Source organism: Kribbella sp. NBC_01510 (assembly GCF_045040325.1).
GTDB lineage: Bacteria > Actinomycetota > Actinomycetes > Propionibacteriales > Kribbellaceae > Kribbella.
Map to the genome: position 1 here is coordinate 162,899 of NZ_CP109418.1, position 15,483 is coordinate 178,381.

The following is a 15,483-nucleotide window of genomic DNA, read 5'->3' on the forward strand; positions in this document are numbered from 1 at the left end:
CTAGATGGCCCGCCCAACGGGGCCTGCGATCAGAGCAGGCGCTCGAGGGCCTGCAGCCCGATCGGTCCCCAGTGCGGCTTGCCGCCAGGCAGGCCCTTGTCGCCGTTGATCCCCATCGCGATCAGGAACAGCGCCCGCTGCACGACCCAGCCGCGAGCTCGCCGTACCGTGGCGTCGTCCGCCGGGTAGCGCTCGAAGAACCGGTCGGCGGCGCCGGTCGGGAGCAGGATCCAGGCGGCCGCGAGGTCGGTCGCCGGATCACCGGCGCACACCTCGCCGAGGTCGATGACACCGGCAAGCGCGCCGTCGGCAACGACCACGTTCGCCGGGTGCAGGTCACCGTGCAGCCAGACCGGCGGCCCGTCCCACGCCGGTGCGGCGATCGCGTCCGCCCACACCGCACGCATCTCCTCACCACGGCCGACGTACTCGTGCACGTCGGTGAACCCCAGGCTCCGCGGCAGACCGGTTCGGTCGCTCACCGGTGCGTCGGCTGGCGCCTCGGTGTGCAGGGCCAGCAGGAAGTCGGCCAGCACGTCCGCTGCCGCAGGGTCTGTGATCGGTGCGTGGTCAGCTGGTTCGCCGGCTACCCAGGTGGTCACCAACCAGGTTCGCGGGAACCGGTCCGACGGTTTGCCGAGGCGGACAGGGGTCTGGACGGGCAGCGGAACGCGGGCGGCGATGTCAGGGACCCAGCGGTGCTCGTTGAGAAGCAGCTCCGTTCCCTCCTCGGTCCGGGGCATCCGGACTGCCAGGTCCGCACCGAGCCGCCACATCTGGTTACCCCAGCCGCCGACGACCTCCTTCAGCCCCAGGTCGGCCAGGTCCGGATGCTGCTCTTGCAAGAGGGTCCGTACGAGTTCGTCGTCCATGGAGCGTCAGACGCGTCACAGCCGGATCGGGTTCGGAATAGTGCTGGAACAACCCAGGTTGGCAACAACTATGCGCATTGATGTGTGGTCCGACGTTGTCTGCCCGTGGTGCTACATCGGGAAGCGTCGGCTCGAAGAGGCTCTGGCCGGCAGCGGTGACACCGCGACGATCGTCTGGCACAGCTTCCAGCTGGATCCGTCGTCCACCAACGACGACCCGCGGGACCTGGCGACCCGGCTGGGTGAGAAGTACGGTCGCGGCCGCGAGTGGGGTCTGCAGGCCAACGCTCACGTGACCGAGATCGCGGCCGAACTGGGCCTCGAGTACAACCTCGAGCAGGCGAAGTCGGCCAACACCGTCGACGCCCACCGCCTGCTGCACCTGGCCCGCGAGCTCGTCGACGCCGGGCAGGTGCCCGCCGACACCCAGGACCGCCTCAAGGAGCGCCTCCTCAAGGCGTACTTCACCGACGGCCTCCCCGTGGGCGACCACGCCACGCTGACCGAGCTGGCGACAGAGGCCGGCCTCCCGTCCGACCGTGTCCACGAGGTCCTCGCGAGTACGACGTACGCCGAAGAGGTCGCCGCGGATCAGGCACAGGCCCTCGCGTACGGCGCGAACGGTGTGCCGTTCTTCGTCATCGACGAGAAGTACGGCGTCAGCGGCGCCCAACCGGTCGAGGTGTTCCAGGAGGCACTGCGCCGGGCGAACGCGGATCGCAAGCCGGTCACGCTGATCACCGGCCCCGGCGCGACCGACGATCCCACCTGCGGCCCGGACGGCTGCCCCATCTGAGCCTGAGTGCTTGAGCGTTGGGTACCGGAAGTCTGACAAGACGTGGTGTATGAAGGAGGCATGACTGTCGTGCGTGCACTGGCCAGGCCGCTGCTGTCCGTCATTTTCGTCGTTCAGGGTGCGAACGCGATTCGCAACCCCGAGCCGCTCGTGCCGAAGGCGCAGCCGGTGACCGACCGGCTGGTGCCGCTGGTGAAGCGGGCGGCTCCGGCGCAGGTCGGCGACCGCATCCCCGACACCACGGTCAACCTCGTCCGGCTGAACGGCGCGGTCCACGTGGTCGGCGGGCTCGCGCTGGCCAGCGGCAAGGGCCGGCGGCTGGCTGCGAGCGTTCTCGCGGCGTCGCTGGTGCCGACCACGATCGCGGGTCACCCGTTCTGGCTGGAGAAGGACAAGACGGTCCGGAACACCCAGCGGATCCAGTTCATGAAGAACCTCAGCCTGCTCGGCGGCCTGCTGCTCGCGGCGGTCGACACCGAGGGCAAGCCGGGGGTCGCCTGGCGCGCCAGCCACGGCGCAAAGGCCGCCAAGCGCGAGACCAGGCGCGGTGTGAAGGCAGCCAAGCGCGAGACGACGCGCAGCGCCAAGGCGGCCAAGCGGGAGGCGAAGCAGCAGGCCCACGAGGTCCGGCAGGCCGCGAAGCTCGCGAAGGCGCAGCTCGACCTCGGCTGAGACCGGACGGCACGGTGGCGCCCATGCCCTAGGCTCAGAGTCGGAAACGACGAGCTGAAGGAGTGGGATGAGCACGGAGCAGGGCTGGGCGGCGCCGCGGGCGGAAGGACCGGTCACCGGCCGGATCACGGTGCCCGGATCGAAGTCGATCAGTAATCGTGCACTCATCCTCGCCGCGATCGCCGACGGCCCGTCCCACCTGAGCGGCCTGCTCGCCGCCCGCGACACCGCCCTGATGCGGTCCGCCCTGGTCTCCCTCGGCGTCGGTATCAGCGACAGCGACAGCGGTGCGACGGTCACCGTCACCCCCGGCTCGCTCAAGGGCCCGGCGAACGTCGACTGCGGCCTGGCCGGCACCGTGATGCGCTTCGTCCCACCGGTCGCCGCGCTGGCCGACGGTGTGGTCGCGTTCGACGGCGATCCCTACGCCCGGGAACGCCCGATGGGTGTCATCCTCGGCGCCCTGCGGACCCTCGGCGTACAGATCGACGACGCCGGCACCGGCCGGATGCCGTACACGGTCTCCGGCACGGGCTCGGTCCGCGGCGGGAGGGTGACCCTGGACGCGTCCGGTTCGAGCCAGTTCGTGTCCGCGCTGCTGCTGGCCGGAGCCCGGTACGACGAGGGCGTCGACCTCCGGCACGACGGGAAGCCGGTGCCGTCCCAGCCGCACCTGGACATGTCGGTGGCGATGTTGCGCGAACGCGGCGTGTCCGTCGACGACGGCGAGCCGAACCGCTGGGTCGTTGCCCCCGGCCCCATTCGCGCGCTGGACACCGCGATCGAGCCGGACCTGTCCAACGCCGCGCCGTTCCTGGCCGCGGCCGTGATCACCGGTGGCGAGGTCACCGTGACCGGCTGGCCTTCGCAGACCACGCAGCCCGGCGACCAGTTGCGCGACATCTTCACTCGCTTCGGCGCGGAGGTCTCCCGCACCGACGACGGCCTGACTGTCCGTGGCACCGGTCGTGTACAGGGTGTGGACCTCGACCTGAGCGAGGTCGGCGAGCTCAGCCCGGTCATCGCGGCGGTGGCTGCGTTCGCGGACGGACCGTCGTACCTGCGTGGGATCGCGCATCTGCGCAACCACGAGACGGATCGGCTGGCGGCGCTCGAGACCGAGTTCAACGCGCTCGGCGGAGACGTGACGCAAACGGCCGACGGGCTGGAAATCCGGCCGAAGCCCTTACGTGGTGGGCTTTTCGGGACCTACCGCGACCACCGGATGGCGCACGCCGCCGCCGTCCTCGGGCTGCTCGTGGACGGGCTGGAGATCGAGAATATCGGGACCACGGCGAAGACGCTGCCGGAGTTCCCCGAGCTCTGGTCGGGGCTCGCGGGCTGATGTCGCGGTACGACGAGGAGGCCCGGTACGACCGTCCGAAGCGCCGGACCCGGCCCCGGACCAAGGACCGCCCGTCGTACGACGACGCCACCACAGGCTTCGTCTTCACCCGCGACCGCGGGCGCTACGCGTGCTGGGTCGAGGACTCCCACGGCGGCCACGAGGTGACCGCGATGAAGGCGCGCCAGCTCGGCCGCACGAGTGTGATCGTCGGCGACCGGGTCAAGCTCGACGGCGACGCGACCGGCGACGAGGGCACGCTGGCCCGGATCGTCGAGGTCCTTCCGCGGACGACGCTGCTGCGCCGGTCGGCCGATGACGACGACCCGGTCGAACGACCGCTGGTCGCGAACGCGGATCAGCTCGTCATCGTCGTCGCGGTCGCGAACCCCGAGCCGCGGACCGGACTGATCGACCGCTTCCTGGTGGCGGCGTACGACGCGGGGATGCGGCCGCTGCTCTGCCTGACGAAGACCGACCTCGCGGACCCGGATCCGCTGCTCTCGATCTACCGCCCGCTCGGGGTCGAGTCTGTGGCGACGCACCAAGGTGGCGACCTCAGCGGGCTGCGCGAGCAACTCGACGACCGCACGAGCGTCCTCGTCGGCCACAGTGGCGTCGGCAAGTCAACGCTGGTGAACGGGTTGATCCCCGGCGCGGACCGCGCGATCGGCGTGGTCAATTTGGTGACCGGCCGAGGGCGTCATACGTCAACCAACACGCTGGTGCTGCGCCTGCCCGACGGCGGGTGGCTCATCGACACCCCCGGCATCCGCACTTTCGGCCTGGCTCACGTCGAGCCGGACCAGCTGATCAACGCCTTCCCCGACCTGGCCGAGATCGCAGAGACCTGTCCCCGCGGCTGCACCCACACCGAGACCGCTCCCGACTGCGCCCTGGACGAGGCAGTCGCCGAAGGCCGTGCCGACGCCGACCGCGTCGCCTCGTTCCGCCGCCTCCTGGCCAGCCGCGAAGGCCGCGACACCCGCCAGGACGCTGTACCGGAGCAGGACGTCACTTAGGCAGGATGCCGGTCCAGAGGGCTCTGGCGCCGGCGTCGCCGGTGCGGATGGTCTGGTAGATCACGACGACTCCCAGCACCACGACGGCCGCGGTGACGACCAGCTCGAGCGGACGGCTCTTGGTTGCCTTCGCACCCTTTCCGCTCGCCAGCGCCGTCGGTCCGCTCAGCAGCAGGAAGGCGATGACGATCAGCACGGCGAACGCCAGGACCAACCACAGCAGCAGATTCCCCCGCGACCGATGCACGGCGACCAGCTTCTGCAGCTGCGGGACCGCGGCGACGAACGCGTCCCCGCTCTTCTTCGCCACGAACGCACACACCAGCGCACCCAGCCCGAGCACCAGCGCCGGCCAGCGCAGCAGCCAGCGCCACTTCGGCAGCACCGCGAAGGCGATCGCGGTGAGCGCGGCCACCGGCAGCACCACCACCGCGAGATGAATCACCAGCACGTGCAGCGGCAGGTCCCCGAAGCGCTCGAACATTGACGCCTCCATGGCGTTCATAGACTTGGTCCGACACTTACTGCACGTTCAACGACCGCATTCGGTTCACTCGGCGCCGCAACCGATCCGCAACGTTGGCCGCGGCGTGGCGCGCTGAGCAGGGGATCAGGCTAGCCTTCCGGCATGCCTTCGCATACGGATGACCTGCGGCTCGCCCACATCCTGGCCGACGACGCGGACTCGACCACGATGGACCGCTACAAGGCGCTCGACCTGCACGTGGCCACCAAGCCGGACCTGACGCCGGTGAGCGAGTCGGACAAAAAGGTCGAGGACGTGATGCGCAAGACTCTGTCCCGGGCCCGGCCCCGGGACGCGTTCGTCGGCGAAGAGGACGGCACCAGCGGCTGGGGCGTCCGCCGCTGGGTCGTCGACCCGATCGACGGCACCAAGAACTACATCCGTGGCGTCCCGGTCTGGGCCACCCTGATCAGCCTGATGATCGAGGACCAGGTGGTCGTCGGCGTGGTCTCCGCCCCGGCCCTCGGCAAGCGCTGGTGGGCGTCGTACGGCGACGGCGCCTGGACGGGCCGCGCCCTGCACTCGTCGCAGCCGTGCCGGGTCAGCGACGTGAGCAAGATCGAGGACGCCTCGCTGTCGTACGCGTCGCTCAAGGGCTGGGAGAAGATCGGCAAGAAGGACCAGTGGGCCGACCTGATGGATTCGGTCTGGCGCACCCGCGCGTACGGCGACTTCTGGTCCTACATGCTGGTCGCCGAGGGCGCGGTCGACATCGCCGCCGAGCCCGAGCTCAACCTCTACGACATGGCCGCATTGGCGATCATCGTCGACGAGGCCGGCGGCAAGTTCACCTCCGTCGAGGGGGCTCCCGGCCCGAACGGTCCGAACGCCATCGCCACCAACGGCCGCCTGCACGACGAGGTGCTCAAGCGCCTCGAGTGAGCCGCCGGACCAGGAAGTCCGCCTCGACCGCGTTGCTGGTGAACGCCAGCGCCTCCTCGTACGCCGCCTTCGCCTCCGCCTCTCGTCCAGTACGCCGAAGCAGTTCGGCGCGTGTGGACGCGAGGTACGGATAGGTGGCGAGAGCGGGATCGCCGGCCAGCTCCTGGAGTTCGGTCAACGCCACCTCGGACCCGGAGACATAGCTCAAGGCGACCACCCGGTTCAAGGCGACCACCGGAGACGGCCAGCGCTCCACGAGAAGATCGTAGAGGCCGAGGATCTCCGCCCAATCCGTGTCCTCCCACCGCTCCGCCTCGGCATGGACGGCGGCAATGGCCGCCATCACGCCGAACCGCCCGACGCGGGCGCTCGGCGCCGTGGGGTTGACGGCCAGCGCCTCGTGCACCAGTTCCAGCCCCTCGGCGATCTGCCCCCGGTCCCACAACGTCCGGTCCTGGTCTTCCATCAGCACCAACTGACCGGCGTCGTCGACGCGCGCAGCCTGCCGCGCCTGCGTCAGCAAGAGCAGTCCGAGCAGACCAGCCGCCTCCCCGCTGTCCGGCAAGAGCATCCGCACCATCCGGGCCAGCTCGATCCCTCGCCGGGCCAGATCCGGCCGGGCCAGTCCGTCCCCGTCCGCCGCCGTGTGTCCAGCTGTGTAGACCAGGTGTACGACGTCCAGCACCGCGTCGATGCGCTCCGGCAGATCCTCCAGCCGCGGGATCCGGTAGGCGATCCTGGACCGCGAGATCTTGTGCTTGGCCCGGGTGATCCGCGCCTGCATCGTGGCTTCCTTCACCAGGAACGCCTTCGCGATCTCCGTCGACGACAGCCCGCAGACGAGCCGCAGCGTCAGCGCGATCTGGGCCTCCTGCGCGAGCGCCGGGTGACAGCAGGTGAACACCAACCGCAGCCGGTCGTCCGGGAACACCCCGGCCGCAAGATCCTCGTCGTCGACCGGATCCGGCATCAGCAACGGCAGCTTCTGCGCCGCCACCCCGGCCCGCCGCCGATGCTCCAGCGCCCGCCGGGTGGCGACTGTCGTCAACCACGCGCCGGGCCGCCGCGGCACGCCCTGCTCACGCCAGTGCACCAGCGCCTTGGCATACGCGTCCTGCACACAGTCCTCGGCCAGGTCGAGATCGGCCGCGACCCGTGCCGTAGCGGCCAGGACGAAGGCCCACTCGGTCGAGTGGGCCTCCGCCACGGCTTCGGCGACGGTGTCAGCCACCGTTGATGAGGGGCCGCACCTCGACGCCGCCCATCGGCGACGGGACCTGCTTGGCGATCGCGAGGGCCTCGTCCAGGTCGGCCGCCTCGATGATGTAGTACCCGCCCATCACCTCCTTGGTCTCCGCGAACGTCCCGTCGGTGACCACGAACCCGCCGTCGCCGTCGGACCGGATCGACGTGGCGGTGGTGCTCCCGTCCAACTGCCCGCCGCCGCGCAGGGCGGGGCCGTTCGCGTCCGCGAAGGCCTGGTGGTTCTTGTGGTTCTGCTCCATCACCGACGGATCGGCCGCGTCCCACTTGGCTTCGTCGTCGTAGATCATCACCAGGTACTTGCCCACTGATGTCACCTCTCCTGTCCATGTCTGATGCATGGCCGGTTCCAGCATCCACCACTCCGATGCGCGACCTGCGGCGAGATCGACATCTCACCCGAACAATTTCCGGACCACGTAGGGTGGCAGGCATGCCCTTGACGTACCCCATCGCGGAGCAGACGCTCGACAACGGCCTGCGGGTCGTCGTCAGCTCCGACCGCGCCGTCCCGATCGTCTCCGTGAACCTCTGGTACGACGTCGGATCGCGCCACGAGCCCGACGGGCTGACCGGGTTCGCGCACCTGTTCGAGCACTTGATGTTCCAGGGATCGCGCAACGTCGCCTCCGGTCAGCACTTCAGCCTGCTCGAGAACGCCGGCGCCAGCCTGAACGCGAGCACCTTCTTCGACCGCACGAACTACTTCGAGTCACTGCCCAGCGGCGGCCTCGACCTCGCGCTCTGGCTCGAGGCGGACCGGATGGGCTACCTGCTCGACGCGGTCAACCAGGAGAACCTGGACAACCAGCGCGACGTGGTCAAGGAGGAGAAGCGGCAGAGCTACGACAACCGCCCGTACGGCGACTCGTACGAGCGGCTGGTCAGGCTCGCCTTCCCCGTGGACCACCCGTACGCGCACATGACGATCGGCTCGATGGCCGACCTCGACGCGGCGTCCGTGGAGGACGTGCACGCGTTCTTCCGCACGTACTACGGCCCGAACAACGCCGTCCTCACGATCGTCGGGGACGTCAGCGTGGCGGACGCGTTCGACGCCGCCAAGCGGTACTTCGGCCACCTGCCCGCGATCCCGCAGCCGCCGGCCGCCGCGGACGGCACGATCGGCCCGCTGACCGGCGTACAGCGCGACGACGTGGTGTCCGACGTACCGTCGGACCTGATCACGATGATGTTCCGGCTGCCCGTGGACGGGACGCCGGAGCTGGACGCGGCCGGTCTCGCCCTGGACATCCTGGCCGCCGGCCAGAGCGGCCGGTTGAATCGCCGGCTGGTCCGCGACGAGCAGATCGCGCAGTCGGTGTCCGGCGGCGCGCTGCCGCTGATCGGCGGGGTCTCGTTCGGCACGCTGACCGGGATCGCGTCCGACGGTATCGACCTGCAGAAGGTCGAGGACGCGCTGCTCGAGGAGATCGAGAAGCTGGCCGAGAGCGGCGTCACCGAGGACGAGCTGGCCACCGTGCAGGCGCAGGCCGAGCGGGACTGGCTGGAGCAGCTGGCGACGTGCGCCGGCCGCGCCGACGAGATCTCCCACCACGCCCTGCTGTTCGGCGACCCGAACCGGATCAACACCCGGATCGACCAGGTCCGCGCGGTGACCGTCGAGCAGGTGCAGGCGGCCGCGGCGCAGTGGATCCGTGCCGACAGGCGCGTCCAGGTGAGCTACCGCCGGGCCGAGACAGCTGCTGAGACTGCGGCTGAAACCATGGGAGAGCAGGAATGAACCAGGTGCTGACCACCCCACCGGCCGTCGGCGCTCCCCGCCCGTGGAAGTTCCCGGCTGCGACGACCACGATCACCAGCGTCGGCGCCCCGGTGCACGTCTTCGACCGCCCGGGTCAGTACGTCGCCACCGTCCGGGTCACGATCGCGATGCCGCTGATCGCCGAACCGCGGGACATCGAGGGCGTCGCCACGATCATGTCCCGCACCCTCGACGAGGGCACCGAGCTGCACTCGGCCAACGAGTTCGCGGCGGCCCTGGAGCGGCACGGAGCGGCGTACGGCGTCGACGTCAGCTCGGACGCACTGCACGTCGAGATCTCCGTGCCGGTGTCGCATCTGGCGCCGGCCGTGCAGCTGCTCGCGGAGGCGATCACCCGGCCCGCGTTCAACCAGGCCGACGTCGGCCGGCACGTGACGATCCGCCTCGGCGAGATCAACCAGGAGCGGGCGAACGCGGCCTACCGGGCGCGGGAGGCGTTCGCGGCCCATCTGTTCGACCCGTCGACGCGACGGGCCCGGCCGACCGCGGGGACGCCGGACACGATCCGCCCGCTGACGAACGTGCAGGTCGCCGACTTCTACCGGAACAACATCGGCCCGGAGCGGGCGGAGATCCTGTTCGCGGGCGACGCGACCGGGGTGGACGTCGCCGGGATCATCGACCAGGCCTTCGGCGGCTGGACCTCCACCGCCGGTCCGGCGCTCGAGACGCCGGAACCGCTGTACCTCCCGGGCAACCGCGTCGTACTGGTCGACCGGCCGGGCTCGGTTCAGAGCCAGTTGCTGATCGGCTGCGCCGGTCCGGACCGGCGGGACCCGGCCTGGGGTGCCGCCGCGGTCGCGAACCACGTGGTCGGCGGGACCATCACCTCGCGGGTGGACACGGTGCTGCGCGAGGAGAAGGGCTACACGTACGGCACGCGGACCAGCTTCGCCGCGCCTCGCAGGGGCGGCACGTTCAGCCTGGGTGGCGCCGTACGCACCGAGGTGACCGGCGCCGCGATCGGCGACGCGCTGCGGATCCTGCGGGAGGCCCGCGACGGGCTGACCGAGCAGGAGGTCCAGGAGGCGAAGGACAGCCTGATCCGGACCGCGCCGCTGCGCTACGAGCAGGCCGACTCGGTCGCCCAGCAGGTCGGCAGCAACATCGCGAACGGCGTACCGATCGACTTCGCCGACACCTACCTGGCCCAGATCGCCGCCACCACCGCCGCCGAGGCCACCGACGCCTACCGCCGGTATGTGGGAACCAACGGCCTACTGGTCGTCGTCGTAGGGGAAGCCAAGGACGTCCGCCCCCAGCTCGCGGAGCTGGGCGCAGACGTCGTGGGCGAACTGGTCGATCTCACGCCCTAGGAGCACAGGATGTCGTTCGTCGGACGGCCTACGGATGCCACGGACCGGACTCACACGTTCTACCCGCTCCAGCCCGGCTTCCCGGACCAACCGTCGTACGGCGTCCTGCGCGACCACTCCCAGGCCACGGTCGCTCTGGTCCTGGGCGTGATCGCGCTGTGCACCGGGCTGCTGTTCGTGTCTCCGGTCGCCTGGTGGCTCGGCTCCCAGGCGGTCGCGGAGATCGACGCCACGCCCGGCGTCTACAACAACCGGGGCATGGCTCAGGCCGGGCAGATCTGTGGCCTGATCGGCACAGTCCTGCTCGGAGCCGGCCTGTTGTTCCTGCTGCTGATCGTGCTGCTCTTCGCGTCCGCCTAGCTGCTGATGCCTAGCTGCTGATGTAGTTGGAGAGCTGTTCGCGTTCGAACTCGAGCTCGCCGATCCGGGACTTGACCACGTCACCGATGCTGACCAACCCGGCCAGGCTGCCGTCGACCACGACCGGCACGTGCCGGATCCGGTGCTCGGTCATCAGCCGCATCAGGTTGTCGATCAGGTCGTCCGGGGTGGCGGTCCGGACCTCGGCGGTCATGATCGCGCTCACCCGGACCTCGCCGGCCTCCGGCGTACCGTTCCAGAGCCGGACGATGTCGCGCTCGGACACGATGCCGTCCACCGACGACCCGTCCGCGCTGACCACCACCGCGCCGATGTTGTGTTCGGCCAGCAGTGCGAGCAGTTCGGTGACAGTGGCTTCTGGGGAGATGGTGACGACCTGGTTGCCCTTGCCGCGCAGTACGTCCTTGATCTTCACGGAGCCTCCTGCAGTTCGAGGACCAATACCCCAAGGTAGCGAAATCCACCCCAATCCGGCAGTCCCCGCAGGTCACCAAGCGTGACAACGAAAGACAATCCGAACCAGTTGCCCCCGGCACCGATCGACCTCCACCGCCCACAAAATGAAGGTTCTTTCCGAAGCCGACCCAGGTCACCCACCCTGGTTCTGGCACCGGAAGTAGAGGAGCCCGGGGACTGACTGCCAGACCGGGCGATCGCCGACCGGCTCGATCATCCGGACGACGGGCAGGCCTGCCGTCACCAAGGTGTTGACGTACGTCGACAGCATCCGGTGGTACGCGACGCGCGGCAGGATGTTCCACCGCGTGACGCTGTTGAAGGGACCCTCCTCGAAGTAGCGACCGGTGACGCGCCGCGTCGAGCCATCGACGTGATCGATCAGCTCACCGGCGGCGGGCGTCTTGTAGCACGGGTGCACGATCGATGCCGCGAACCAGCCGCCAGGCTTGAGGATCCGCGCGATCGACCGCACCGCCGGCTCGAGTTCTGGGATGTCCATCAGCGCCATGTGGCACACCACCGCGTCGAACGCGGCGTCGGGGATCCGGCCGAGATCCTGCGCGTCGCCATGGACGTACTCGATGCCGCGCGGCGTCTGCTGCTCGAGCCTCCGCGCGTGGGCCACGAGCGATTCCGAGGCATCGATGCCGACCACCTCGGCGCCGAGATCGGCCAGACGTCGCGCGTCGCGGCCCTGTCCGCAAGCGACCGCGGCCACCCGCAGACCGCGCACGTCACCCACCAGTTCGTCGAACGTCGGATCGTCCAGGCCGGCGCCGTCGGGATCGACGGTCGCGTGGTAGGCATCGGCCAGCTCTTCGTACGCACTCGTCAGGTTCGTCATGTGTCTACCAACGGCAGCCGTGGTGCCGACGTTCCTTTTCTGCTCTGAGCCAACCGCACCACGCCGTCTGTGAACTACGTTGAGGCTGCCCCTGGGGCAGGCCCGATGCTGGGGAGCGAGACTGAGGAGGCCCACATGGAGTTGCTCGAACCGCCTCGGGTTGTCGAGCGGCCGGAGGCGGACTATCTCGGCATTCGGGTGGTCACGCCGTTCCGGGGCATGTTGAGCGTGCGGAACGAGCTGATCGACGAGCTCAGTGACTGGCTGGTTCGGGAGGGCGTAGACGACGCCGGACTGTTCTTCCTTCGGCTGCATGTGATCGACATGAACGGCCCGATGGACTTGGAGGTCGGCGTGACCACCCCTGGCCCGTTGAGCGGTGATGCTCGGGTGCGGCCGGACGTACTCCCGGCGGGCCGTTACGTGACCCTGACTTACCGCAACCACTCCCTCCGCGCGAACCGTGCCCTCCTCGACTTTGCCGGCGCCGAAGTCCTCACGCTCGACCGTCGCGAGGTCGCCGATGGCGACCTGTTCGGCTGCCGGTACGAGTTGTTCCGCACGGATCCCCGCAAAGAGCCTCGCAAGACGAAGTGGGAGGTCGAACTCAACATCCGCCTCGCCGAACCGCCCGGCACCGGGGACTGACGCACCACACCCGCACCGCGGCTCCTGGGTCCGGGCTCTGCCCTGCGAAAACACCAGGCCCTTCGGCCCCGGCACCTCATAGGATCGGCGGGTTCGGGAGAGGGGTTTGGGTGAGCTGGCGGCAGGATCTCGCTGTACTGCGGCATCGGGACGTGCGGATCTTCGTGTCGGCCCGGTTCGTGTCGTTGCTCGGCTCGGCGATCGCGCCGATCGCCTTGGTGTTCGCCGTACTGGACGTGTCCGACAAGGCCGGCGCCGTCGGCACGGTGCTCGCCGCGCGCAGCATCCCGAACATCGTCTTCCTGCTCGCCGGTGGGGTGATCTCTGACCGGCTCCCCCGCAACCTGGTCCTGGTCGTCGCGAACTCGGTCAGCGGACTCACCCAGGGCCTCGCCGCCGCGCTGGTGCTGTCCGGTCACGCAACGATCTGGCAACTGGCCGCGATCGAGGCGGTGAACGGCGCCGCCGCCGCGTTCGTGATGCCGGCACTGACCGGCATCCTGCCGTCGATCGTGGACCGCGCCGAACTCCCCCAGGCGAACGCCGTGTCCGGTTTCGCCCGCTCGGTCGCGATGATCGGCGGTGGCGCGGTGGCCGGCGTGATCGTCGGCTTCACCAGCCCGGGCGTCGGCCTGGCGGTCGATGCGGTCACATTCCTGCTCGGGGCGTACCTGCTCGCCCGGCTGTCGATCCCGAGAATCGCTCGGTCGACGAGCTCGGTCCTGACCGATCTGCGGGTCGGCTGGGCCGAGTTCGTCTCGCGGCAGTGGGTCTGGACGGTCGTGCTGGGCTTCTGCCTGCTGAACGTGATCTTCGTGGCCTGCTACCGCACCCTCGGCCCGGTGATCGCCGACAACACCTTCGGCCGGACCGGCTGGGGTATCGCCAGCGCGTGCTTCGGAGTCGGACTCATCGTGGGCGGCGTACTGATGATCCGGGTCAAACCCCGCTACCCACTGCGGATCGGCATGTTCGGCATCCTGCTCGGCGCACCGATCATGGTCGTGCTGGCGCTCTCCCCGAACACCGTCATGGTCGCGGCGATGTCGTTCCTGGTCGGCGTCAGCTACGAGATCTTCGGCATCGGCTGGGAGACCGCGCTCGGCCAGCACATCCCGATCGACAAGCTCTCCCGGGTCTCGTCGTACGACATGCTCGGCTCGATCATCGCCGTACCCATCGGCCAGTTGTCGGTCGGCGCCGTCGCAGCCGCCGCCGGCATCACCGCGGTCGAGCTGTACGGCGCCGGCCTGTACGTCGCCATCACCGCGGCAACCCTTGTCGTCCCGTCCGTCTGGCACCTGAGGCGAACCGAGTAGCCACGTAAGGTTGTGGTGTGAGCTTCATCGTGCCGGGGCAGGGGAAGAAGAACGAAGAGGTCATCGGCACGCGCGCCGGTGCCAAGCCGTTGACTCCCGAATCCACCACGCCGGCACCGGTCGAGGAGCCGCCGGTGGTGGAGTTCGCCGGGTGGCCGCCGGCGTTGCAGAAGGTGGTGCAGGACGACTTCCGCCGGACCAGCGCTCTCGCCGGATACCGCTGGAAGGCCGCCGACGCGGCTCTGGTCGACCTCGTCCGCGGGCTGGACGACCTCCTCGACCTGGCCGCCGACCGCATCCAGGACACAGAGCCAGGGCGGTCAGGGCGTCAGACCCGGAAGGCCTCTCCACCGACGGTCGAGGTCTCGTTCGACGAGGTGGCGGATCTGCTCGGCATACCGGCCGACGAGCTCGACGGGGCGATCGACGACGCCGGCCGTCCGGTCCGCCGGTCCCGCGCTGACCGTCGTACGGCGCAGCGAGCGATCAAGCAGCTCCGCATTCAGCTGCAACAGGTCGAAGTCACTATGGATCACACCCGCCTCACCCCACTGACCGGCTTCATCGTGAGACTCGTACTCGCCCTCGGCACCGCCGTCGACTCACAGTCGGCGTCCCAACTGGCCACGGGCGACGAGCATCTGGACACCTTGATCCCGCCGGCGGTCGGCGCGCTCGCCGCCTTCGCCCTCGAACGCAAGACAGCGGCGCTCGCAGACGCCTGGCACGAACACGAGCCGGCCACCCTCGCAGTCCAAACCCACAAGGACCTCCTCGAGTCCCTGACCGAAGCCAAGCCGACCATCGACACGGCCGCCGCCTTCCGCCTCCTCGTCCGCTCCGCCCGCGCCTGGGTCGCCTGCTTCCAACTGGACCGCCCCGCCACCGAAAAACTCCAGTACTGGCAAGCCCTAGACGAACTCCCCGACGCCCTCCGCGACGATGCCCTCCAAACCCTCCGCGACCGCCTGGAGGCCTTGGCCCCACCACGCTGAACTTGGTCGTTCCCAGCCCGTCGCCTCGACCGAGGCGCCGGGCTGTTTCTGTGCGATGTGTGCAGCTCGACAGGAAGTATCCCTCGTAAAGCGCGTGCCGAGGAGCGTCCTCAGCGTGGCAGGAAGCCGGCGCCCCGAGGACCTCCTGTCGACCTTGCACACCCGACCACCGTTGCCACGGGCAACTGTCAGCGCCGGCCCCGACCCACAAGACACAACCAACCGCGCTACTCGTCTCCCACACGCGACGCGCGCGGATCGCCCGACCATGCACTCGAGTCGTGAGAGATGGTCGGCGAACGTCGATCTCTACGACCGAGTCCCACGACTCGCGTCACACGACGCGGAGCGGTGCCA

Annotated in this window: 17 protein-coding genes; 11 read left to right on the forward strand and 6 right to left on the reverse strand. The window is 69.5% G+C overall.

Translation table 11 applies throughout. From position 1 onward, the window contains the following. Nucleotides 1-29: 29 nt before the first annotated feature. Entirely contained in the window at nt 30-872 is an 843-nt protein-coding gene (locus OG558_RS00795) for an aminoglycoside phosphotransferase family protein (protein ID WP_405068491.1), read from the reverse strand. A 70-nt stretch (nt 873-942) separates the two neighbouring features. On the opposite strand from OG558_RS00795, the gene OG558_RS00800 reads away from it, so the two are divergent. The 4 genes from OG558_RS00800 (at nt 943) to rsgA (ending at nt 4,707) form a co-directional block, all read left to right on the forward strand. Then, on the forward strand, nt 943-1,668 hold the full coding sequence (locus tag OG558_RS00800) for a DsbA family protein (protein ID WP_405068492.1): 726 nt from the start codon (nt 943-945) through the stop codon (nt 1,666-1,668). Between the two features lie 60 nt (nt 1,669-1,728). Then, a complete protein-coding gene (locus tag OG558_RS00805; protein ID WP_405068493.1) occupies nt 1,729-2,340 on the forward strand; it encodes a DoxX family protein in 612 nt (203 codons plus the stop codon). 67 nt (nt 2,341-2,407) lie between these two features. Then, a complete protein-coding gene (aroA, locus tag OG558_RS00810) occupies nt 2,408-3,685 on the forward strand; it encodes a 3-phosphoshikimate 1-carboxyvinyltransferase (RefSeq protein WP_405068494.1) in 1,278 nt (425 codons plus the stop codon). Then, complete coding sequence (gene rsgA / locus OG558_RS00815; RefSeq protein WP_405068495.1) at nt 3,685-4,707, forward strand: ribosome small subunit-dependent GTPase A; 1,023 nt, start codon at nt 3,685-3,687, stop codon at nt 4,705-4,707. Before aroA ends, rsgA begins: the two co-directional genes overlap by 1 nt. Here rsgA and OG558_RS00820 read toward each other — a convergent pair. Beyond that, complete coding sequence (locus OG558_RS00820) at nt 4,700-5,191, reverse strand: DUF2231 domain-containing protein (protein ID WP_329480747.1); 492 nt, start codon at nt 5,189-5,191, stop codon at nt 4,700-4,702. The genes rsgA and OG558_RS00820 overlap by 8 nt on opposite strands. A gap of 144 nt (nt 5,192-5,335) precedes the next feature. On the opposite strand from OG558_RS00820, the gene hisN reads away from it, so the two are divergent. After that, nucleotides 5,336-6,115, forward strand: coding sequence for a histidinol-phosphatase (gene hisN / locus OG558_RS00825; RefSeq protein ID WP_329480749.1), 780 nt, complete (start codon nt 5,336-5,338; stop codon nt 6,113-6,115). On the opposite strand, the gene OG558_RS00830 is transcribed toward hisN, so the two are convergent. Together OG558_RS00830 and OG558_RS00835 are read right to left on the reverse strand one after the other, a co-directional pair. Next, nucleotides 6,099-7,346 (reverse strand): RNA polymerase sigma factor, encoded by a 1,248-nt coding sequence (locus OG558_RS00830; RefSeq protein ID WP_405068497.1) that lies wholly within the window; start codon nt 7,344-7,346, stop codon nt 6,099-6,101. The two genes, hisN and OG558_RS00830, sit on opposite strands and share 17 nt — an antisense overlap. Continuing rightward, nucleotides 7,339-7,686, reverse strand: a complete 348-nt coding sequence (locus OG558_RS00835) for a YciI family protein (protein WP_329480753.1) — start codon at nt 7,684-7,686, stop codon at nt 7,339-7,341. The genes OG558_RS00830 and OG558_RS00835 overlap by 8 nt, the downstream gene beginning before the upstream one ends. A 125-nt stretch (nt 7,687-7,811) precedes the next feature. Here OG558_RS00835 and OG558_RS00840 point away from each other — a divergent pair, with 125 nt between their 5' ends. From OG558_RS00840 to OG558_RS00850, 3 genes are read left to right on the forward strand one after another with little or no spacing between them, the layout of a single operon-like run. Then, nucleotides 7,812-9,122, forward strand: a complete 1,311-nt coding sequence (locus OG558_RS00840) for a M16 family metallopeptidase (protein WP_405068498.1) — start codon at nt 7,812-7,814, stop codon at nt 9,120-9,122. Further along, complete coding sequence (locus OG558_RS00845) at nt 9,119-10,480, forward strand: M16 family metallopeptidase (protein ID WP_405068499.1); 1,362 nt, start codon at nt 9,119-9,121, stop codon at nt 10,478-10,480. The genes OG558_RS00840 and OG558_RS00845 overlap by 4 nt, the downstream gene beginning before the upstream one ends. Before the next feature lie 9 nt (nt 10,481-10,489). After that, nucleotides 10,490-10,840 carry a DUF4190 domain-containing protein gene (locus tag OG558_RS00850; protein ID WP_405068500.1) on the forward strand — a complete coding sequence of 117 codons (351 nt, stop codon included), beginning with the start codon at nt 10,490-10,492 and terminating at the stop codon, nt 10,838-10,840. A gap of 10 nt (nt 10,841-10,850) precedes the next feature. Here OG558_RS00850 and OG558_RS00855 read toward each other — a convergent pair whose 3' ends face one another. After that, complete coding sequence (locus tag OG558_RS00855; RefSeq protein ID WP_329480762.1) at nt 10,851-11,276, reverse strand: CBS domain-containing protein; 426 nt, start codon at nt 11,274-11,276, stop codon at nt 10,851-10,853. 174 nt (nt 11,277-11,450) lie between these two features. Beyond that, nucleotides 11,451-12,164 (reverse strand): class I SAM-dependent methyltransferase, encoded by a 714-nt coding sequence (locus OG558_RS00860; RefSeq protein ID WP_405068501.1) that lies wholly within the window; start codon nt 12,162-12,164, stop codon nt 11,451-11,453. A gap of 135 nt (nt 12,165-12,299) precedes the next feature. On the opposite strand from OG558_RS00860, the gene OG558_RS00865 reads away from it, so the two are divergent. The 3 genes from OG558_RS00865 to OG558_RS00875 all read left to right on the forward strand — a co-directional run bounded on the left by OG558_RS00865 (nt 12,300) and on the right by OG558_RS00875 (nt 15,126). Beyond that, nucleotides 12,300-12,812, forward strand: coding sequence for a GyrI-like domain-containing protein (locus OG558_RS00865; RefSeq protein ID WP_405068502.1), 513 nt, complete (start codon nt 12,300-12,302; stop codon nt 12,810-12,812). 110 nt (nt 12,813-12,922) lie between these two features. Continuing rightward, on the forward strand, nt 12,923-14,131 hold the full coding sequence (locus OG558_RS00870; protein ID WP_405068503.1) for an MFS transporter: 1,209 nt from the start codon (nt 12,923-12,925) through the stop codon (nt 14,129-14,131). 17 nt (nt 14,132-14,148) lie between these two features. After that, the gene (locus tag OG558_RS00875; RefSeq protein WP_405068504.1) at nt 14,149-15,126 is read left to right on the forward strand and encodes a hypothetical protein; all 978 of its coding nucleotides are present in this window, start codon (nt 14,149-14,151) and stop codon (nt 15,124-15,126) included. The last annotated feature ends 357 nt before the right edge of the window (nt 15,127-15,483 follow it).